Source organism: Ensifer sp. Root31 (assembly GCF_001424825.1).
Classification (GTDB): Bacteria; Pseudomonadota; Alphaproteobacteria; order Rhizobiales; family Rhizobiaceae; genus Ensifer; species Ensifer canadensis.
Genome location: NZ_LMCO01000006.1, coordinates 173,244 through 192,601, shown reverse-complemented (window position 1 = coordinate 192,601; position 19,358 = coordinate 173,244). Strand labels below are relative to the sequence as shown.

18 protein-coding genes are annotated in these 19,358 nt (G+C 63.3%); 2 read left to right on the top strand and 16 right to left on the bottom strand.

Features of this window, described 5'->3' with window-relative positions:
- Nucleotides 1–12 precede the first annotated feature (12 nt).
- The 7 genes from ASD00_RS07800 to ASD00_RS07770 form a co-directional block, all read right to left on the bottom strand.
- Nucleotides 13–1,119 carry an ABC transporter ATP-binding protein gene (locus ASD00_RS07800; protein WP_057205859.1) on the bottom strand — a complete coding sequence of 369 codons (1,107 nt, stop codon included), beginning with the start codon at nt 1,117–1,119 and terminating at the stop codon, nt 13–15.
- A gap of 74 nt (nt 1,120–1,193) precedes the next feature.
- Nucleotides 1,194–2,426 carry an extracellular solute-binding protein gene (locus ASD00_RS07795; protein ID WP_057205857.1) on the bottom strand — a complete coding sequence of 411 codons (1,233 nt, stop codon included), beginning with the start codon at nt 2,424–2,426 and terminating at the stop codon, nt 1,194–1,196.
- A gap of 77 nt (nt 2,427–2,503) precedes the next feature.
- A complete protein-coding gene (locus ASD00_RS07790) occupies nt 2,504–3,277 on the bottom strand; it encodes an SDR family NAD(P)-dependent oxidoreductase (protein WP_057205855.1) in 774 nt (257 codons plus the stop codon).
- A gap of 14 nt (nt 3,278–3,291) precedes the next feature.
- Complete coding sequence (locus ASD00_RS07785; RefSeq protein WP_057205853.1) at nt 3,292–4,038, bottom strand: glucose 1-dehydrogenase; 747 nt, start codon at nt 4,036–4,038, stop codon at nt 3,292–3,294.
- Nucleotides 4,038–4,883, bottom strand: a complete 846-nt coding sequence (locus tag ASD00_RS07780) for an ABC transporter permease (protein ID WP_057205852.1) — start codon at nt 4,881–4,883, stop codon at nt 4,038–4,040. Before ASD00_RS07780 ends, ASD00_RS07785 begins: the two co-directional genes overlap by 1 nt.
- Before the next feature lie 2 nt (nt 4,884–4,885).
- Nucleotides 4,886–5,785 carry an ABC transporter permease gene (locus ASD00_RS07775; RefSeq protein WP_025429657.1) on the bottom strand — a complete coding sequence of 300 codons (900 nt, stop codon included), beginning with the start codon at nt 5,783–5,785 and terminating at the stop codon, nt 4,886–4,888.
- Between the two features lie 60 nt (nt 5,786–5,845).
- The gene (locus tag ASD00_RS07770) at nt 5,846–6,922 is read right to left on the bottom strand and encodes an ABC transporter ATP-binding protein (RefSeq protein WP_025429656.1); all 1,077 of its coding nucleotides are present in this window, start codon (nt 6,920–6,922) and stop codon (nt 5,846–5,848) included.
- A 563-nt stretch (nt 6,923–7,485) separates the two neighbouring features.
- On the opposite strand from ASD00_RS07770, the gene ASD00_RS07765 reads away from it, so the two are divergent.
- Nucleotides 7,486–8,496 (top strand): GntR family transcriptional regulator, encoded by a 1,011-nt coding sequence (locus ASD00_RS07765; RefSeq protein WP_025429655.1) that lies wholly within the window; start codon nt 7,486–7,488, stop codon nt 8,494–8,496.
- A gap of 94 nt (nt 8,497–8,590) precedes the next feature.
- Here the strand turns inward: ASD00_RS07765 and ASD00_RS07760 are convergent, their stop codons facing one another.
- The 5 genes from ASD00_RS07760 to ASD00_RS07740 are packed head-to-tail and all read right to left on the bottom strand — an operon-like array spanning nt 8,591 to nt 12,844.
- Nucleotides 8,591–9,562 carry a biotin-dependent carboxyltransferase family protein gene (locus tag ASD00_RS07760; protein WP_057205849.1) on the bottom strand — a complete coding sequence of 324 codons (972 nt, stop codon included), beginning with the start codon at nt 9,560–9,562 and terminating at the stop codon, nt 8,591–8,593.
- On the bottom strand, nt 9,552–10,427 hold the full coding sequence (locus ASD00_RS07755; protein WP_057205847.1) for a carboxyltransferase domain-containing protein: 876 nt from the start codon (nt 10,425–10,427) through the stop codon (nt 9,552–9,554). Before ASD00_RS07755 ends, ASD00_RS07760 begins: the two co-directional genes overlap by 11 nt.
- Complete coding sequence (locus tag ASD00_RS07750) at nt 10,427–11,812, bottom strand: acetyl-CoA carboxylase biotin carboxylase subunit (protein WP_057205845.1); 1,386 nt, start codon at nt 11,810–11,812, stop codon at nt 10,427–10,429. Before ASD00_RS07750 ends, ASD00_RS07755 begins: the two co-directional genes overlap by 1 nt.
- Complete coding sequence (locus tag ASD00_RS07745; RefSeq protein ID WP_057205843.1) at nt 11,809–12,051, bottom strand: acetyl-CoA carboxylase; 243 nt, start codon at nt 12,049–12,051, stop codon at nt 11,809–11,811. The genes ASD00_RS07750 and ASD00_RS07745 overlap by 4 nt, the downstream gene beginning before the upstream one ends.
- A 16-nt stretch (nt 12,052–12,067) precedes the next feature.
- A complete protein-coding gene (locus ASD00_RS07740) occupies nt 12,068–12,844 on the bottom strand; it encodes a 5-oxoprolinase subunit PxpA (RefSeq protein ID WP_057205841.1) in 777 nt (258 codons plus the stop codon).
- A 286-nt stretch (nt 12,845–13,130) separates the two neighbouring features.
- Between ASD00_RS07740 and ASD00_RS07735 the strand changes: the two genes are divergently transcribed.
- Nucleotides 13,131–14,057 (top strand): LysR family transcriptional regulator, encoded by a 927-nt coding sequence (locus ASD00_RS07735; protein ID WP_025429649.1) that lies wholly within the window; start codon nt 13,131–13,133, stop codon nt 14,055–14,057.
- A gap of 24 nt (nt 14,058–14,081) precedes the next feature.
- On the opposite strand, the gene proC is transcribed toward ASD00_RS07735, so the two are convergent.
- Genes proC through ASD00_RS07715 form a run of 4 tightly spaced genes read right to left on the bottom strand, consistent with a single transcriptional unit; the run spans nt 14,082 to nt 19,350 of the window.
- Entirely contained in the window at nt 14,082–14,903 is an 822-nt protein-coding gene (gene proC / locus ASD00_RS07730; protein ID WP_057206143.1) for a pyrroline-5-carboxylate reductase, read from the bottom strand.
- A gap of 47 nt (nt 14,904–14,950) precedes the next feature.
- Nucleotides 14,951–16,486: an AMP-binding protein gene (locus ASD00_RS07725; RefSeq protein WP_025429647.1), complete on the bottom strand. Its 1,536-nt coding sequence runs from the start codon at nt 16,484–16,486 to the stop codon at nt 14,951–14,953.
- Nucleotides 16,487–16,507: 21 nt separating this feature from the next.
- On the bottom strand, nt 16,508–18,274 hold the full coding sequence (locus tag ASD00_RS07720; protein WP_057205839.1) for an ABC transporter permease subunit: 1,767 nt from the start codon (nt 18,272–18,274) through the stop codon (nt 16,508–16,510).
- Nucleotides 18,271–19,350 (bottom strand): ABC transporter ATP-binding protein, encoded by a 1,080-nt coding sequence (locus tag ASD00_RS07715; protein ID WP_057205837.1) that lies wholly within the window; start codon nt 19,348–19,350, stop codon nt 18,271–18,273. Before ASD00_RS07715 ends, ASD00_RS07720 begins: the two co-directional genes overlap by 4 nt.
- Between the last annotated feature and the right edge of the window lie 8 nt (nt 19,351–19,358).

Below are 19,358 nucleotides of genomic sequence, written 5' to 3'. Positions count from 1 at the left end.
CCGCTCGCGTGATCAGGCTGGGATGACCGTGGCTTCGCCCGGCTGCCAGCTCAAAAGAATGTCCGCGCCTACGGGGAAGGCGTCGGGCTGGTACTTGTCGACATGGGCTTCGAGCGAAACGGTGCGTCCGTCCGCAAGTCCCGCCGTCAGGTGGGATACATGGCCGACCACGTCGAAGCGGCGCACACTGGCGCTGACGACGTTGCCGCCGACCGCATGGGCAATCTGGTCACGCGAAACCAGGGCCGCCGGATGCACCTCGATCGCTTCGGCCGGGATGACGACATTGACCCGTGACCGCTTGGAAAGGGCCCCGTTCGGCCGGCCGGAAAGCTGCCCGAGCGGCGTCGAAACCAGCGTCCGGTCGTCCGATGCGCCTTCGACTTCGCCCTGGAAGATCGTGTTGTTGCCGATGAACTGGGCAACGAAGGCGGTGTTTGGCCGGGTGTAGAGCTGGTGTGGCGGGCTGATCTGCTCGACCCTGCCCTGGTTCATCACCACGATACGGTCGGAAAGCGCGAGCGCCTCGGACTGCGCATGGGTGACGAAGACGAAGGTGACGCCGAGCGTTTTCTGCAGCAGCTTCAGTTCGTTCTGGATCGCCTTGCGCAGATTGGCGTCGAGCGCGCCCAGCGGCTCGTCGAGAAGCAGAATATCCGGTTCAACGACAAGACCGCGGGCAAGCGCGATGCGCTGGCGCTGGCCGCCGGAGAGCCGGTCCGGCTTCTTCTCGGCGATATCCTCGAGCCCAAGCGTTGCCAGGATACGATCGACCTTGGCGTCGCGTTCGGCTTTGGCCATGCCCTTGACGTCGAGCCCGTAGCCGACATTGCGGCGCACGGTCATGTGCGGAAAGAGCGCGTAGCTCTGAAAGATCATCGACGTCGGCCGGTGTTCCGGCCGGATGTCGTTCATACGCTTGCCCTTGATCAGCATCTCGCCGGAAGAGATCTGCTCGAAGCCGGCGATCATGCGCAGCGTCGTCGTCTTTCCGCAGCCGGACGGGCCGAGGAACGCGATGAACTCGCCCTTGGAAACCGACAGGTTGAAATCGATCACGGCGGGGGTGCCGTTGTCGTAGACCTTGCCGACATTGTTGAGTTCGAGGTCGAAGATCACGGTCGTTCTCCGGTTCTAATAGCGGATGCGTTGGGGGAAAGGCCGGGGCGGGTTTGCGCCCCGGCCGTCCTTCATCAGGCGTTGAGGAATTCGTCCCACTTCTGGATCAGGTGGTCGTATTCGTCCGGCCACTGGTGCCAGTAGGCGACGTTCTTGGCGCGTTCTTCGAGCGAGCCGCCGTCGCGCAGGTCGCCTTCCTTGATGCCGCGCTCCTCGGCGCCGACCCAGGGTTTGCCCTCGTACCAGAAGGCATATTTCTCCGGCGCCATGACGTTCTTGATGTTGGTCGACGGCGAGTAGTAGCCCTGCTCGGAGACGGTGATGCCCGGCTCGCCCGAAAGCCAATAGTCGGCATAGGCAATGACCGCCTCCTTGTTGGCAGTGCCAGCAATCATCGCCGGACCAATCGCCCAACCGCGATAGCCTTCCTTCGGCACGGCGTAGCGGCAGGGCTTGCCCTGCGCCTTGACCGCCATGACCGCCGGCTGCCAGGCGTCGCAGACGACCATTTCGCCCGACGCCATGAGGTTGACGAGTTCACCGAAATCGCCCCAGAGCGCGCGGAACTGGCCTTCCTTCTTCTTGGAAATCAGGAAGGCGGCAGCCTCGTCGATTTCGGCTGCGGTCGCATTGCCCGGGTTCTTGACGTCGGAAAGGCCGAGCGAGTTCATCGCCATCATCGCCTGGCCGATCGCGATCAGCGGGTCGGTGTTGATGCCGGACTTGCCCTTCCACTTCGGATCGAAGATCGCGGTCCAGCTGTTGGCTTCCTCGGCCGAGAGCACATCGGGATTGTAGCCGATGGAATCGTAGTTATAGACGGCGGGCACCATGTTCAGCGCCGTCTGGCTTTCGTCTGTCCAGATCTGGCCGATGATCTGCGCGCTACGGTCCCACTTGTCACTGGCGGTCGTGAAGGTATCCCGGATGTTGGCCCAATTCTTCAGCGCCGAGGCCGGGATGGGCTCGACATTGTTGGTCATGACGATCGACGGCAGGCGCTCGGCGATGATCTCCCAGCAATCATAGTCCTTGGAGCCGGAGAGGATCTTCGTCTGAGCGTCCGGGAAAGTTGCTGCCGTTCCGGACGTGCCGCCGACGCCGGCAGCAGCCTTGAACTGCTCGAGGATGCGCTCCTGAACGGTGACCGAAAGGCCGATGGTGCGCAGCTGCTGGCCTGCGAGGTCGGCGGCCTGCGCAAAGGCAGCGCGCGACGACAGGAACGGCGTGCCGCCGCCCATCGCCAGCGCCATCATCCCGGCGGATCGTTTGAGGAGGGAGCGGCGATTGATTTCCATATTTGGCATTGTCTCTTCTCCAGTTGTTGTTCCCCGGAGCCCGTTTGCCACGCGCCCCATGTTCATTCGCCGCATCGCGCAGCGTTTCAGTAACGCCCCACCAGGAGGCCCCCATCCACAACCAGCACCTGGCCGGTCATGTATCTCGCGCTGTTGGATGCCAGGAACGCGATCACGTCGGCGATATCCTCAGGCGTTCCGAGCCTTTTCATCGGGATGAAGGCGGCAGCGGCTTCCGCGCCGTCAGGCCCGAGCGAGTTTTCCTCCGAAAGCAGCTGGGCTGTGCGGATGTAGCCAGGCGCAACGCCGTTGACGCGAACCCCGTCGCCGGCAAGCTCAACGGCAAGCCCACGCACTAGACCGACGACGCCGGACTTGGCGGCGGAGTAATGCACGTGCTCGTCCCAGCCATAGGCAACGCCCATGATCGAGGAGAGCGCGACGATGCTGCCCTCGCCGCGCTGGCGCATGCCGGGTGCGACGGCACGCGCCAGTCGGAAGATGCCCTTGAGGTCGATGTCGAAGGTCAGATCCCACTTGTCGTCGGTCAGCCTGGCAAGCGGGGTGCGATGGGCAATGCCGGCATTGGCGACGACGACATCGATGCGACCGTGGCGTTTTTCCAGATCAGTGACCAGCGCGTCGGTCGCCGACGTCGAGCGGACGTCGTAGTAGGCGAACTCGGCGGAGCCGCCGGCATGCCGGATGGCGTCGACCGTGGCCGATGCCTCACGCTCGAGAATATCGGTCACGACGACATGGTCGCCTTTGGCGGCAAAAGCTCTGGCGGTCGCCTGGCCAATGCCGATGCCGGCACCGGTGACGATGACAATGCGGGACGTCTTGGGAGGATTTGGCATTTTCATCTTTCCTGTCAGAGCATCACGTCGCCGGAGTTCGGTCCGAGCGTCTGGCCGACGAACAGGCTCGCCGACGGCGAGGCCAGAAACGCGACCGTCGCGGCGATTTCGTCCGGCTCGCCGAAACGCCCGAGCGGCAGCTGCGCCTTCTTGGCCGCGCGCCAATCCTCGGACAGCCCCATGACCAGCGGCGTATTGATGGGGCCGGGCGCGACCGCATTCACCCGCACGCCGCGTCTCGAAACCTCGCGCGCCAGCGCCTTGGTCATGCCGATGATCGCGGCCTTGGCCGACGAGTAATGCACGAGTTCGACGCCACCGATCTGGCCGAGCTGCGAGGCCATGTTGACGATCACACCCTCGCCGCGGGCAAGCATGGCCGGCAGCACCGCCTTGGTCATCAGGAAGGTGCCGCGCACATGCACCGCAAACATCCGGTCGAAATCGGCGACCTCGAGATTCTCGAACAGCGCCTGATGGGCGATGCCGGCATTGTTGACGAGCAGCGCCACGGGGCCGTGGAATTGCGCTGCCTTCTCGGCCGTCGCGGCGGCGTCGGCTTCGCTTGATACGTCGCCTGATATCGCGAGCGCCACTCCGCCGGCAGCAGCGATCTCGTCCGCAACCGCTTCGCAGCGCTCCGGCGAGAGATCATTGACGACGACGGCATAACCGTCGGCCGCCAACCGCAGCGCGATGGCGCGACCGATGCCGGAACCGGCACCGGTGACGATTGCCGAACCAAGAGCAGAGCTGGCCATCACGCCTCCTCCTGGATCGCCATACGCTTGGCGCGGCGCACCGAAAGCATCATCAGCGCCGCATAGGTGCCGAGCAGCGCGAAGGAGAACAGCGTCGTCAACACGCCGAAGGCAAAGACGTTCGGATGCACTTCGACGGAGAAGGTGCCGTAAATTGCCAGCGGCAGCGTCAAGTCGCGGCCGGAAGCGAAGAGCGTGCGCGAGAACTCGTCATAGGAGAGCGTGAAGGCAAAGAGCATGGCGGAGAGCACGCCGGGGAAGATCAGCGGGAACGTCACCTTGCGGAAGGTGCGCGCCGGCGTGACGCCGAGCGACCAGGACGCCTCCTCCATGCTCGGATCGAACCGGTTGAAGATTGCCAACATCACCAGGAATGCGAAGGGGAAGGTGTAGACCACGTGCAGCACGAAGGCCGTGCTCCACCAGTGACGGTCGACGCCGAGCGTATTGGCGACGAGCGCCATGCCGAGGCCGACAAGCACGCCCGGCACCATCATGCCGAGAACGATCAGGTAGAAGACCACGCCCGAGCCGCGGAACTTGCGGCGGAAGGCCTGGGCCGCCGAGACACCCAGCACCGTCGAGACGATCATGGTCATCACCGCAAGCCCCAATGAGCGGACCAGCGCCTGCTCGATCGGCAACGGTGCGATGCGCGACGGCGGCGTCAGGCCGAAGAGGTGATTGTACCAATAGGTCGACCATTCGATGATCGGAAACTGCGGCCCGCCTTCCGGCCCCGTCTGGAAGGACAGGATGGCAAGCACGACGAGTGGACCATAGAGGAAGACGAGGAAGAGCGCTGTGTAGGCGCCAAGGCTGAGTTTCATGCCGCTGGCATTCATGATCAGAGCTCCTTCCTGAGATCGACGACCCTGAGCAGCGCGGCCACGACCGCGCCCATCAGAATGGTAAGCACGACCCCGGCGACCGCCGCGAAGGCCCATTTCAGCGAACCGACCTGGGTGACGATGATGTTTCCGAGCAGGTTGACCTTGCGGCCGGAGAGGGCGGCCGAGGTTGCGAATTCACCGAGAACCATGACGGAGACGAAGATCGCCCCGACGACCACGCCCGGCATCGACAGCGGCAGGATGATCGTGCGGAAGATCCGCCAGAAGCCGGCACCGAGATCCTGCGCGGCCTCGATGATCGAGGTGTCGATACGGCCGAGCATGAAGGCGATCGGACCGACCATGAAGACGCAGTAGATCTGGGTCATGCCGATGATCACCGACAGTTCGGAAAACAGCAGCACCTCGATCGGCGCGTCGGTGATGCCGAGGTTCATCAGGATCATGTTGATCGCGCCCTCCTTGCCGAGCATCGGCCGCCAGGCGAGAACGCGGATCAGGAACGAGGTCCAGAAGGGGATGACGCACAGCACCAGAAGCACCGTCTGCAGCGCCTTGTTCTTGACGAACAGCCCGACGAAAAGGGCTGCGGGATAACCGACCAGCACGGTGGCAACGAGCACGATCAGCCAGATGCGCACCGTCGTCCACAGCGCCCCAAGATAGGTGTCGCTGGTGAAGAAGGTAATCCAGCTTTTCAGCGTCAGCGTCGGTTCGATCGTGAAGGTCGTCTGCGTCCAGAAGGAGACGTAGACCATCATCAGCATGGGCAGGACGAGGAACAGGGTCATCCAGATGACACCGGGTGCCAGCAGCCAAAGCGCCTTTCCCGGTGGTTTCTTCTCGGCGACGGTCTCTGTTTCCGTCTGCTCCGCAACGGCCATCATGCTCATCTCTCATTCTCCGGGCAGGAACGGTGCGGCGCGCAGGCGCCGGGTTTTTCCAAAAGGATTTCAGACGTAGACAAGGGCGTCCTCCCGCTTCCACACGAGCGCGTAGCGGCCCTTTTCGGCATAGGTCTCGGGCGCTGCATGGCTGAGATGGCTTTCGACCTCGAAAACCCGGCCGTCATCGAGCGCGAAGAAGGAATTGACCGCCGCGCCGGAATATTCGCTGGCGACGAAATTGGCCTCAATGCGGATCTCGTCCTCAGTGATGGCTGCCTCGGGCGGCCGGACCGAAACACGATCGTAGCGGATCGCATAGGCCGGCGACGTCGCCCGCGTCGGCGCCGCTGCCCCAAGCGCAAACCGGCCGACGCCGCCGACGAAGGCGCCGCCTTCGATCCGCCCGGGAAAGAGATTGTAGCAGTTGAGAAAGCGGGCAACCGCCGGAGAGGCGGGCCTGTTGTAGACGGTGTCTGAATCCGCCGACTGGGCGATGCGGCCGCTTTCCAGCACCAGCACCGTGTCGCCCATGGCCAAGGCCTCGGCCTCGCTGCCGGTCACATGCAGGAAGGTGACGCCGCAGCGCTCGCGGATAGCCCTCAACTCCGCCCGCATCCTGGCGCGCAGATTGGCGTCGAGCGCGCCGAGCGGCTCGTCGAGAAGCACCATGCGCGGCTCGGTGACCAGCGTGCGCGCCAAGGCGACGCGCTGGCGCTGGCCGCCGGAGATCTGGGTGACGGCCCTGCCTTCCAGACCGGAAAGGCCGACGAGGCTGATAATGTCGCGCACCCTGGCTTCGACGACGCGCCGGTCGGTGACCGGCTCGTCCTCCCTGTTTTCCAGGCCGAAGGCGATGTTCTGCGCGACGGAGAGATGCGGGAAGAGCGCGAAGTTCTGGAAGACGAAGCCGATGCCGCGCTTGTGCGGCGCCACGGTGTCGATGCGCTTGCCGTCAAACAGGATGGCGCCGCCATCCGGATGTTCAAAACCAGCAATGACCCTCAGGAGCGTCGTCTTGCCGGAGCCGCTCGGCCCCAGAAGCGAGATATAGGCGTCGCCGGGCAAGGCAAGATCGATGCCGTTGAGCGCGCGCATGTCGCCGTAGGTTTTGGTGATGTTCTTGAGCTGAAGGACCGTCGACATTGGTTTCCTGCCAGTTTGCCGTCCGGACGTTCTCCGCCCAAAGCTTCGCCGTCGCTGGAGCCGACGAGGCATCCGAACGGACATGCGATCGCGTTCGCGCATGGTCACATGCGCGTCGGGGATGAAGGTCCTTTGCGGTTCAAAAAATAAGTTCCACCTGCACGCTTCTTCTGAGCGCTTGCATGTCACGAACAATGACATGAATGATTTTTGTATGCAATAGACTTTTATTCGTCATTTAGACCGGAATGAAATACGGCTTCGCTCCGCTGGCAGCCATCCAGGCTAGAACACGCATCAAGCCGCCCTAAACACCCTGCAATCCCGAAGGTAGAACGATTCCACCCTTCCGTGTGGGCGCTACCGGATTGCGCCTGACTCACCGAAAATCCATTCACCGGCAGCAGGCATCCACCCCATCAACACCAAATGCCGCAAACAGATGCACATTTAATTTGCCAACGTGTATGCAAAATGCATTTATTTTCAGCTGTCACATTCCCCGGCAAGTGGCGTAAAGAAAGAGGACGAAATTGCCAGCCAAACGGAAGACGCCCGACCGCATGAGCGAGCCACGCCTCGGCCAGAATACCCAGCGCCGCTACGAAATTGCCGAGGACGTTCTGCGCAGCAACATCGCCGAAGGCATCCTGCCGCCCGGCCTCGTTCTTCTCGAAGGGCCGATTGCCGAGATCCTGCAGATTTCGCGTGCGCCGGTTCAGCGTGCGCTCTTGCAACTGGAAAGCGACGGGCTCGTCCACCGCTTCAAGGGGCGCGGCTATCTCGTCGGCCCACCAGGCCGCGCGATCGAACCCAACCGCACCGACATCAAATCGCTCGGGCTCACCATTCCGCAACACGCCGACGAGGCGCTGCAAAGCCGCTCGTCCTGGGAGCGCATCTACACCGAGATCGAGAACGACGTCGCCGGCTGCGTCATCTTCGGCCAGTATCGCATCATCGAAAACGAACTCGCCAACCACTTCAGCGTCAGCCGCACCGTGGTGCGCGATGTGCTGACACGGCTGCGCGAGCGCGGGCTGGTGCGCAAGAACCAAAGTTCGCACTGGATTGCCGGCCCGCTGACGGCCCAGACCGTCAAGGACCATTTCATGCTGCGCCGCCTGCTCGAGCCGCAGGCGCTTGCGCTCGGCGCCGGCCATATCGACCGTGAGCGACTTGCGGCCCTCTTCGTCCGGTTGACGGAACTCGACGGCCCGCAGGCGGCGGACGCCTGGCAGAGCCTTGAGGAAATCCGCACCCAGTTTACCGAATGCTGCGTGCTGGCGATGCCGAACGAGCGGCTGCGCGAACTGATCCGCAACAACCTGCTGCCGGTCACCGCGACCGAACGGCTGCTGCGGCAATTGGGCCTTCCCGGCGATCCCGCGGTGATTGCGGAAATCCGGCTGATCGTGGAACTGATGACGCGTGGCGCGACCGCCGCAGCGGCGGCGATGCTGGAGAACCATATCGACGCCTCGATGAACCGCACGATCGCGCAGATGAAGATCGTCGCAATCATTCCGGGCCCGAGCGTCACCGCCGCCTATCTGACACGCGTGGTCGAATAGCCGCCCGCAATTGCGACCCGAGGGAGCGAGCGCGGCTGCCGATCTCTTGCTTCGATGCCCGCGCTCCATCTTTCCCTCCGTTTTCCCTGAACCGTCAGCTCAGCGACGCGCGCAGCGCGTCCAGCCGGTCGTTCTCCTCAGCCCGTGCGGCGAGGGCCTCATCCATCGTCACCTCCACGAACCGGGTCGGTGTATGCGGCTGCATCTGGCCGATCAGGTCCATGTCGGCGGAGATCACGGTTCCGAGCATGAAGTAACCGCCGCCGGAAACCGCGTCGCGATGCAGGATGATCGGCTCGGTTCCGCCGGGAACCTGGATCGAGCCATAGGGATAACAACTGTCGACGATGTTGGACGGGTCGGAACCGGCACCAAACGGCTGCTCGCGCTCGACGAAGGAGAGTTTGCGGCCGCCGCGGAAGCGGTACCCCATGCGGTCGGCTTCCGGCGCCACCTTCCATTCGTCGGCAAAGAAGCTCTGTTTCGCCTCGTCGGAAAGACGATCCCAGTAGAGACCGGGCAGGACACGCAGCGCCACGGGTGCGGCCGGCAGGCGCCGCAACTGCGCGCCGACCGAGCGACCCTTACCGGAGGTATTGCCGGCACCAACCGGCAGTTCGTCACCCGGTGCCAGCGGCCGGCCGTTGTAGCCGCCGAGCGCGCCGATCGGGTAGGTCGAGCGACTGCCAAGCGCCAGCGGCACGTCGATGCCGCCCGCAACCGCGATATAGATACGGGCGCCGGACTTGAGAAAATCGAACGTCAGCGTCTGGCCGGCGCGAACGGGGAAAGCCGTCCACCCGGGTTGCTCGACCCCGTCGACCTTTGCCGGCATGTCCGCTCCGGTGACCGCAACCAGCGTGTCTTCGGTAAATTCGAGCTTCGGGCCGAGGAACACCGCTTCCAGCCCGGCAGCACCCTCGTCGTTTCCGACCAGCAGGTTGGCGGCCCGCATCGCATAGCGATCCATCGCTCCACCGAGTGGAATGCCGAGATGGAAGTAACCGGGACGGCCAAGGTCCTGGACGGTGGTTGCCAGACCGTGATGCAGAACCTTAATGGCCATTGAGCATGCCCTCCAGCCGGGTGTTGTAGCCAGTGATATCCTTCTGGAACTCGCGCAGGTCGAAGCTGACCTCGCGGACCGGCGGGCTGAAGCGCCCCTTGTCGACATCCTCGACTGCCTGATCATAGGCGTCCCGGTCGATCGGCTTGAACTTGACGATGTCGCCCGGACGGAAGAACACCATGAAATCGCGGAGATAGCTGGTGGTCTGCGTCGGGTCGAAGATCGGCATCGGCGTGATGCCGAACATCTGGTAGCCGCCCGCACCGCGCACCGAATAGATGCAGCCGAAGCAGCCACCATGGCCGACGGTCAGCCGCGGCGTGTCGGTGCGCGGGCGCAGATATTTCGGCACCTGGATCTGCCGCTGCCGCTCGACCATCTGGTACATGAACGGCAGGCCGGCAACGAAGCCGACCATCGACACGAACCAGGGCGAGCCGGAATGGGCGGCGACGAAATCGTCGACGTCACCGTAGCCGTTGATCCGCGTGGCATAGTCGAGGTCAGTTCCTGACGGTTCCTGGTGGCGCTCGCGAAAGCGCATCAGCGTCTCGTGCGTCCAGGGGTCGTTGTAGAAGACCGGGATTTCGACGATACGGGTGCGGATGACGGGTTCGGCCCGCTCGGCCGCGCCCTCGATCGCCCGCACTTCCCTCAGCACGTCATCGGGCTTGATCTGATCCGGGTCGAATTTAATCTGGAAGGACGCATTGGCCGGGCAGATCTCGGTGATCCCCTTGACGCAGCTCTCCTTGACACCGTTGGCCATGGAGAGGCTCTTGAAGAAGGCTTCCAACGACATCTCGTCGCTGCATTCGACGAACAGGTGCTCGTCGCCTCCGAACGTGTATCGTGTCGGCATCACGCGACCTCCGCGGCACAGCCGCCATCGGCGGCAAATTCAGTTTCAAGCCATGTCTCGAGAAAGCGCGTATGGAAGGCGCCCTTGGCGATCTGCGCGTCGGCAGCCAATGCCCGATGCAACGGGATCGTGGTCGGCACGCCCTCGATCGTGAGCTGCGCCAGCGCCTGCGAAAGGCGGGCGAGGCACGCCGCTCGGTTCTCGCCCCAGACTATCAGCTTGCCGAGCAATGAATCGTAGAACGGCGGGATGACGTAGCCTTCGTAGAGCATGGTGTCGAAACGGATGCCTTCCCCCTCAGGTACGTCGAGCCTTTCGATCCTGCCTGGCGCCGGCATGAAACCGCGCCTCGGATCCTCGGCATTGATCCGGCATTCGATGGCGTGGCCGTTGACGGCGATGTCGGCCTGGCGGACAGAGAGCGGCGCGCCGGCGGCGATGCGGAACATCTCCTCGACCAGATCGATGCCGGTGATCATCTCGGTCACCGGGTGCTCCACCTGGATGCGGGTGTTGACCTCGATGAAGTAGAACTCGCGGGTCTCGTCGTCGTAGAGATATTCCACCGTTCCGGCCCCGCGGTAGCCGACGGAGCGCGCCAACGCGACGGCGCTGTCGCAGAGTTTCTGCCTGACCTCGGGCGGAAGCAGGAAGGACGGAGCCTCCTCCCAGACCTTTTGCCGGCGGCGCTGCAGCGAGCATTCGCGCTCGAAGCAATGCACGACGTTGTTGCCGTCGCCAAGGATCTGGACCTCGACATGGCGGGCGCGGGTGATCACCTTTTCCAGATAGAGCCCGCCGTCGCCGAAGGAGGCCAGCGCCTCGGCCGATGCCTGGGGAAACTGTGTCTCCAGCTCGACCGCATTGTTGACGATGCGGATGCCACGACCACCGCCGCCGGCTGCCGCCTTGATCATCACGGGAAAGCCGGTGCGCTCGGTCACTTGATGTGCATCGGCAAGGCTGGAGATACGGCCGTCGCTGCCGGGAACGGTCGGCACGCCGGCCTTCTCGGCAACGGCACGGGCGGCGACCTTGTCACCCAGAAGGCGGATCGCATCGCCTGATGGCCCGATGAAGATCAGGCCGGCGGCAACCACGGCGTCGGCGAAGTCGCCGTTCTCCGACAGGAAGCCATAGCCGGGATGAACCGCATCGACATTGGCGCGTTTGGCCGCCGCAATCACGGCCGCGATGTCGAGATAGGATTTCTTCGGCGCCGGCGGTCCGATCTCGATCGCCTCGTCGGCAAGCTTGACGGCCAGCATGTCGGCATCGGCGGCGCTATAAATCTGAACCGTGCGGATACCGAGCGCCTTGGCGGCGCGGATGATGCGGACGGCGATTTCTCCGCGATTGGCGATAAGGACCGAGCGAAGTTTCATTGTTCGACCTCGGCGATCACCTGGCCTGCCATCACAGGTTCTTCGTTGTCGACGAGAAAGCGGATGCTGCCGCCCGCGACACCGGCCTGGATCTCCTGAAAGGTCTTCATGACTTCGATCAGGCCAATGGCATCGCTGGAAGAAACATCGTCGCCATCAGATTTGAAGGGCGGGACATCCGGAGCAGACGAGCGATAGAAGGTTCCTGGAAGGGGCGATCGGATTTCGTGCTTGCTCATGGTTGCCTCCGCTATGTTATCTGGTTTTGACCTGAGAGACGGGAGCGATGCGAATGCCCTCGGCACTCAGCCCCTCCCGCATGAGGCGCACGATATCGAGCGCGCCGAGCGTATCGGAATGAAAACAAATGGATTCGAACGGAACCGCGATATCGGCGCCCGTGACCGTGCGCACCCGCCCTTCCCGACAGGCGCGAACGACCTTGCGGGCGATCGCCGCGGCATCGGGCCGGCCGGCATCGCGGGTAAAGACGATCGAGCCGCTGTCGTCATAGTCGCGGTCGGCATAGAACTCGCGAATGACTGGCTGGCCGACTTCCTGAGCTGCAAGCTCCGTCGCCGATCCGGCCATGCAGAAGACAAAAGCATTGGGCGCGACCGTGCGCATGTATTGCATGAAGATCTGGGAGAGTTCGCGGTCGACGGCCATCTCCATGTAGAGCGCTCCGTGCGGCTTTACATGCTGCAGAGGGGCACCGTGCCGGCGGGCGAATTCGCGGATCGCGCCGACCTGGTAGACCATGTCGTTGACGAGCTCGCGGGCAGTGCCTGCTATCTTGCGGCGGCCGAAACCCTGCAGGTCGCGATAGCCGGGATGGGCGCCGATGCCGACGCCATGTTCGGCGGCGAGCCGGACCGTTTCATCCATCAGATTGGGATCGCCTCCATGGAAGCCGGCAGCGATATTGGCGGAGCTGATCAGCGGCATCAGTGCCGCATCGTCGGTATCGCCGATGCGCCAGCGGCCGAATGCTTCTCCCATATCGCAATTGATATCGACGACGTCGAGCAATGCCTCATCCCTCTGTTGCAGGTCGCTCTCCTGGAGATTGCTCTCCCGGCAACCCTGACCTCCAGGGAACGCTAGGGTGAAACAGAGCATTTGAAAAATTCTATTTTCACATGCCGAGTATCTGAATTTCAGAATTCGCAGTTGCAAAAAACGCCTGCGAAAATTAGCGTGTTTAGAGCGGCTTACGGTGAAATGCCTGAGGGATGACCAGACGACTGCTCAAAGACGTGGCAGACTTTCTGATTTTCCGAGCCGCTGTATAAAATAATCAGATGGGAGATGGGCTTTGTCGATCAGTCTTCGCCAGCTTCGCTATTTCGTCGCGACGGCAGAACTTGGTCAGATATCCCAGGCGGCGGTCGATCTCTCGATCTCCCAGTCCGCGGTGACCACGGCGATCAAGGAGCTGGAGCGCATCGTCGGCACCAACCTGTTCCTGCGCACGCCAAGCGGCATGGACTTGACGATGGCGGGGCGGCAGTTTCTCTCCCATGCCTACGAGATCCTGAAGAAGGTGGACGAAGCGACCCATCTGAACATCGTCAGCAGCGCCGTCGAGGGTACACTTGCGATCGCCGCCACCTATACCGTCATCGGCTACTTCCTGCCGCAGCATATCGAGCGGCTGCGACGCCTGTTTCCGAAACTCGAGCTGCAGTTGTTCGAACTCAAGCGGGAATCGATCGAGGAGGGCCTGCTCACCAACCGCTACGACATGGCGGTGCTTTTGAGCTCGAACATTCTCAACCCGGCACTGACGACCGAAAAGCTGATGAGCTCGACGCGACGGCTCTGGGTGCCGGCCCAGCATCCGCTACTGCAACGCGACAGCGTCGGTTTTCGCGAGATCGCCGAGGAGCCCTACATCATGCTGACGGTCGACGAGGCCGCGCATTCGTCGCTGAAATACTGGAGCACGTCGACCTACCAGCCGCGCGTCATCCTCAGGACCTCGTCGGTGGAGGCGGTGCGCTCGCTGGTCGCCAATGGCCAGGGCGTTGCCATACTCTCCGACATGGTCCATCGCCCCTGGTCGCTCGAGGGCCGGCGCATCGAGACGATCAACGTGCGCGATCCCGTCCCAGCGATGGATGTCGGCCTTGCCTGGCGGCGGGGAGCGGAATTCACGCCGCCGATGCAGGCGCTGCGGTCCTATTTCCAGCAGACGTTTCACATTCCGGGCGTGCGCGACGCGTCGTTTACCACGCCCTGATGCGGAAACATCCTCGGCTGGCGATCAGTTGCCGAGGGCCAGTTCCAACGCCCGGCGATGCGCAGCCGCGGCCGCCCGCTTCACCAGATCGGCCAGACTTGGCTCAGCCGTCAGGACCTCGAGCGCGGCGGCGGTCGTGCCGTTCGGGCTGGTCACCTGCTGGCGCAGCTCTGCCGGCGAAAATGCGCTGGTGCTGGCAAGAGCAGCGGCGCCATTGACCGTCTGCTTTGCCAAGGCAAGAGCGGTTTCCGGCGGCAGGCCGACGGCAATTCCCGCGTCGGTCAGACACTCGATGAAATGGAAGAGATAGGCCGGCCCTGAACCGGATATCGCCGTTGCCGCATCGACAAGCCGTTCCTCCGCCAGCCAGTGAACACTGCCGACGGCCGCCAGAAGATCGGTGACAAAACCCGTCTGATTGTCGTCGATGTGAGTGCTGCCAAAGGCTGCAATCACCCCCATGCCGATCGAGGCCGGCATATTGGGTATGGCGCGCACGATCGCGGCGTTGCCCAGGGTATTCTCGAAGGTCGAGATCGGCACGCCGGCGGCGATGCTTACAAACACCGACGTGTCCCTGAACCGGCGGTAGGCGCCAAGCATCGAGCCGACGACCTGCGGCTTGACGGCGATTATGACGGCGCGCGGCCGCAAGGCAGCCGGCAAGCCGGCCGCATCATCATAAACCGTTGCGCCACGCGCGGCGGCGCGGTGGCGAAGAGATTCCGCAGGCTCGACCACATGAATTTGGGCTGCAGGAATACCGGCCCGATCAAGCCAGCCTTCGAGCAAGGCAAAACCCATGTTGCCGCAGCCGACCAACACGATTTCCTCTGACTGTTCCATCTCGTCGCCTCTCTTCATTCGCCGTGTTCGCCCTAGACACCTCGGTCCTACTGTCGTGCCAGCCGATCCCAGCAATTGTCGAGACCGGCGGGCAGCCGGTGTTTCATGATGCGCTGGCTCGGCGTGCGCTCGAATTCGTCGACGACGGCAATGTAGCGCGGGTTCTGGTAGGGCGCGAGCCGATGGGCCAGCCATCCTGACAGATCGATCGGATCGATGGCGCTGCCGGGTTTCGGCTTGACGAAGAGCTTGATGTCCTGCTCGCCGACATCGGCGGCAACGCCGATCATGGCGCAATCCTCGACCGCTGGGTAGGCGGCGGCAACATGCTCGACCTCCCAGGCGGAGACGTTTTCGCCCTTGCATCGCACACTGTCGGTGAGCCGACCGTGGAACCAGAGATTGCCGTCGACATCGAAGGAGCCGGAATCGCCAGTATGAAGCGCACCGTTGCGAAGGGTCTTTTCCGTCGCTTCCGGATTGCGCAGATATCCCTTGAACAGTGCGCCCTCAAGCGAGGTGCGCACGACGATCTCGCCCTTGTCGCCTGCCGGCACCGGCTCGCCCTTTTCGTTGAGAATATCGACCGAGAACCAGGGCATCGGCTGCCCGACGGCGCCGACGACGCCGGTGGCGTTGCAGGTGGTGATGCTGGAGGCCTCCGTCATGCCGTAGCATTCGCGCATTTCGACACCGAAGCGTTCCTTGAACTGCGGCCAGACCTCCTTCGGGCAGCCGCCGCCCCAGGCGATGCGCACCGGATGCTTGCGGTCATCTTCGCTTTCCGGCTGCTTCAGCAGGATCTGCAGAATGCCGCCGAGATAGTGGATATGGGTGGCACCATAGGTGCGCACCTGATCCCAGAAGCGGCTGGCGCTGAACTTGTCGACCATGGCGAGCGACAGGTCCTCGATGATCGGCAGCACGATCAATTGGGCGCCACCGATATGATAGAGCGGCTCCCAGACGAAGAAGACGTCGCCCGGCCCTCCCACCGAAAGCGTGCGCACCGCCTCGCCCGCAAGCCGGATCATGCCGTGGGTCACCAGCACGCCCTTCGGTCGGCCGGTGGTGCCGGAAGTATACATGATCGCAAACAGATCGTCGGCCGCAGGCGGCTCCTCATTGAAAGCGACACCACCCGACGACAGAATTGCTTCCAGCGACGCCGGGCCAGCCTGTTCGCCTGCAAGGATTATCCCGGCAGCGGGCACAGCAGCACCGCTTTCATTGATGGTTTCGGCAAGCTCAGCGTCGCAGATGACGACGCCCGGCTCGCAATGCTCCAGGATATAGCGCAGGCCTTCGCCGCGAAGCTGGGCGTTGACCGGGACCCAGACGACACCGGCCCTGGCAAGTCCGAAGAGCACGGCCAGCGACAGGCGCGAATTGCGCATCATCACGGCGGCGCGGTCACCGGATTTCAGGCCGCGTTGGCGGAGGTCGGCGGCAAGTGCTGCCGACATCGTATCGAGGGCGGCAAAGGTGATCGGCTCGCCATTGAAACGGGCGAACACCTGTTCCGGTTTGCGGGCAGCCTTGGTCGTGAAGCTTCCGAGGAAGCCTTCGAGAGATACGGTCATGGGAGGATCTCGGATATGGTGTCAGGTGGAGCGGCGGAGTTTTTCCGCCGCCAGGAGAAGTGTTGTCACGACGATGAAGACGACGACCGAAACCGCCGCGAGCGTCGGGTTGAGCTGCAGGATCATGTCATCCCACATCTGCTTCGGCAGGGTCGTCTTGACGCCGCCGCTGACGAAGATCGCCACGGTCAGCTCGTCGAACGAGGTGATGAAGGCAAAGAGGAACGCTGCCGTCAGGCCGCTCTTGATCAGCGGCACGGTCACGAACCGCAGGGCCTGAACCCGATTTGCCCCAAGGGTTGCCGCAGCCTGGTCGAGCCGCCAGTCGTAGCTCTTCAGCACAGCGGCAATGGCGACGAAGGCAAAGGGCAGCGCCAGCACCGTGTGACCGATCACCAGGCCAAGGTCGGTGGCAACAAGTCCCATCTGGGCAAAGAGGTAGAACAGGCCGACGGCAATGACGATACGCGGCACGATCATCGGCGCCAGGAAGAAGGCGAAGATGATGCCGCGCCAGCGCGAACGCGAACGGGCAAGCGCCAGCGCCGCAAAGCCACCGATCACCGTTGCAACGATGGCGGTCGCGAAGGCGACGCCGAACGAGCGGATGGTGGCCGCGACCCAGAGGTCGGAGGTGAAATAGGTCCGGAACCATTCCAGGCCATATCCCGGCGGCGGGAACTCGAGGAACTGCGAACTGGTAAAGGCGATCGGCAGGACGACGAGCGTCGGCAGCATCAGGAAGGCGAACAGCAAGACGCTGTAGATGCCGAGCATGCGGCTTGAAACCGCCGCTCCCAACAGCCGGTGGCTGCCGGACGCAATGGCGCTGCTGATGCTCGCCACCCGATCGAGGATCGCCAGGCCAAGGGCGCGCAGGAAACCGGTTTTGCCGGCCTTGCCGTCGGACGGCTCGCCCGAAAGGCTGGAGAGCCCGAACACCCGATCGTAAACCCAGCACGTCACCAGTGCCGCCAGCAGCATCATCGCGGCAAGAGCCCCGGCGAAGGCCCAGTTCAGGATTTCCTGAACCTGGACGATGATCAATTGAGCGAGCATCGTCTGCTGACGCCCACCAAGCAGGGCCGGAACAATGAAGAAGCCGAGCGAGGAGATGAAGGTCAGCAGGCCGGCAGCCGCCGCACCCGGAAGCGAAAGCGGGAAATAGACGAGCCAGAAGCCCTTCGCAGGCGTCGCGCCCAACGTTGCCGATGCTTGCGTCAGCCGGCGGTCGATGCCGGTCATGACAGGCAGCATGGTGAGGATGGCGAGCGGCACCATGGCATGAACCATGCCGATCATAACGCCGAGTTCATTGTGCAACAGCTCCAGCGGCTGGCTGAGCACACCTGATCCCAGGCCGATCTGGTTGATGATCCCGGTGCGTCCCAGCACGATGACCCAGGCAAAGCTCTTGACGAGGTAGCTCGTCCAGAAGGGCACCATCACGAGCAGGATCATCGTGCCGCGCGTCCGATCCGGCAAGCGCGACAACCAGTAGGCCAGGGGATAGCCGAGAAGCAGAGAGAAGAGCGTCGTCAGTCCGGCGATGCGGAAGGTGATCAACAGAACGCGGAAATAGACGTCGGTCTCGAAGATCCTCGCATAGTGGCTGGCGGTCATCGCGCCGGTGTCGGCGTCCTCGAGGCTGAGGCCCATCAGCCTTGCGACGGGAACGAGGAAGAAAATCAGAAGGAAGGCAAGGCCGGGCGCTGCCAGCCAAAGCGGCCCAAAGCGGAAGCGGTTGGAGCGCACAGAGCGCGGAGTGGAGACAGCCGCCGCGGTCATGGCGTCACCAACACGGCGGCTTCCGGCGCCCAGTTCAGCGTGATGTTGTCGCCTATACCAGGCAACGGCTTACCGGGAAGGACACGAACCGTGACCAGCTCACCGACAGAGATGTCGACGAGCAGTCGGGTTTCAGAGCCGGCATAGACGACCTCTGCGACGCGACCGCTGATCTCGTTTGCGCCAGTCGAGCCGAGTTCGAGATGCTCCGGCCGCACCACCAGCGCCATCTCGGCATTGTTGGAAAGGCCGGTGCCATCGATCCGGAAGCGTCCACTCGGGGTCGAAAGGTGCGCGACACCGCCCGAGCCAAGCTCGACGCGGCCGCGGAAGATGTTGGAGATGCCAATGAAATCGGCGGCAAAGGCGGTGCGTGGCCGGGCGTAGATTTCCTGCGGCGGACCGATCTGCTCGACCATGGCATGATTCATCAGGCAGATGCGGTCGGAGAGCGCCAGTGCCTCCTCCTGGTCATGCGTCACATAGATGATCGTGGCGCCGGTCTGCCGGTGCAGCCGCTTGATCTCGAACTGCATATGCTCGCGAAGCTTCTTGTCGAGCGCGCCCAGCGGCTCGTCCATCAGGATGATCGACGGCTGGTAGACGAAGCAGCGGGCAAGCGCCACGCGCTGCTGCTGCCCGCCGGAAAGTTCGCGCGGGAACCGCCCGGCCAGATGGCCGAGCTGAACCATGTCGAGTGCGCCTTTGACCTGCCTGTCGATCTCGGCAGTGATCTTGCCGCGCATCTTCAAGGGAAAGCCTATATTCTCGGCGACCGTCAGATGCGGAAACAGGGCGTAGTGCTGGAAAACGAGGCCGATGTCGCGCTTGTGTACCGGCGTTTCCGTCTCATTGCTGCCGTCGATGAACAGGCGGCCCTCCGTTGGCAGGACCAGCCCGCTGATCATCTGCAGCAAGGTGGTCTTGCCGGAGCCCGAAGGCCCGAGAAGCGTCAGGAACTCGCCGGTCTGGACCGCGACGTGCGTGGGCTTGAGAGCAACGGTGGCGCCGTAGCTCTTGGCCAATCCGTCGACGAGAAGTTTTGGGCGAGTGGCTTGTTCGGGCTTCGCGAGCATCAGATTTC

Excerpts from the sequence above, each read along its gene's own strand:
- ASD00_RS07720 (WP_057205839.1), bottom strand. The coding sequence starts at position 18,274 with ATGACCGCGGCGGCTGTCTCCACTCCGCGCTCTGTGCGCTCCAACCGC.
- ASD00_RS07780 (WP_057205852.1), bottom strand. The coding sequence starts at position 4,883 with ATGAATGCCAGCGGCATGAAACTCAGCCTTGGCGCCTACACAGCGCTC.
- ASD00_RS07755 (WP_057205847.1), bottom strand. The coding sequence starts at position 10,427 with ATGCCGACACGATACACGTTCGGAGGCGACGAGCACCTGTTCGTCGAA.
- proC (WP_057206143.1), bottom strand. The coding sequence starts at position 14,903 with ATGGAACAGTCAGAGGAAATCGTGTTGGTCGGCTGCGGCAACATGGGT.
- ASD00_RS07725 (WP_025429647.1), bottom strand. The coding sequence starts at position 16,486 with ATGACCGTATCTCTCGAAGGCTTCCTCGGAAGCTTCACGACCAAGGCT.
- ASD00_RS07715 (WP_057205837.1), bottom strand. The coding sequence starts at position 19,350 with ATGCTCGCGAAGCCCGAACAAGCCACTCGCCCAAAACTTCTCGTCGAC.
- ASD00_RS07790 (WP_057205855.1), bottom strand. The coding sequence starts at position 3,277 with ATGCCAAATCCTCCCAAGACGTCCCGCATTGTCATCGTCACCGGTGCC.
- ASD00_RS07770 (WP_025429656.1), bottom strand. The coding sequence starts at position 6,922 with ATGTCGACGGTCCTTCAGCTCAAGAACATCACCAAAACCTACGGCGAC.
- ASD00_RS07775 (WP_025429657.1), bottom strand. The coding sequence starts at position 5,785 with ATGAGCATGATGGCCGTTGCGGAGCAGACGGAAACAGAGACCGTCGCC.
- ASD00_RS07760 (WP_057205849.1), bottom strand. The coding sequence starts at position 9,562 with ATGGCCATTAAGGTTCTGCATCACGGTCTGGCAACCACCGTCCAGGAC.
- ASD00_RS07745 (WP_057205843.1), bottom strand. The coding sequence starts at position 12,051 with ATGAGCAAGCACGAAATCCGATCGCCCCTTCCAGGAACCTTCTATCGC.
- ASD00_RS07750 (WP_057205845.1), bottom strand. The coding sequence starts at position 11,812 with ATGAAACTTCGCTCGGTCCTTATCGCCAATCGCGGAGAAATCGCCGTC.
- ASD00_RS07765 (WP_025429655.1), top strand. The coding sequence starts at position 7,486 with ATGAGCGAGCCACGCCTCGGCCAGAATACCCAGCGCCGCTACGAAATT.
- ASD00_RS07795 (WP_057205857.1), bottom strand. The coding sequence starts at position 2,426 with ATGCCAAATATGGAAATCAATCGCCGCTCCCTCCTCAAACGATCCGCC.
- ASD00_RS07785 (WP_057205853.1), bottom strand. The coding sequence starts at position 4,038 with ATGGCCAGCTCTGCTCTTGGTTCGGCAATCGTCACCGGTGCCGGTTCC.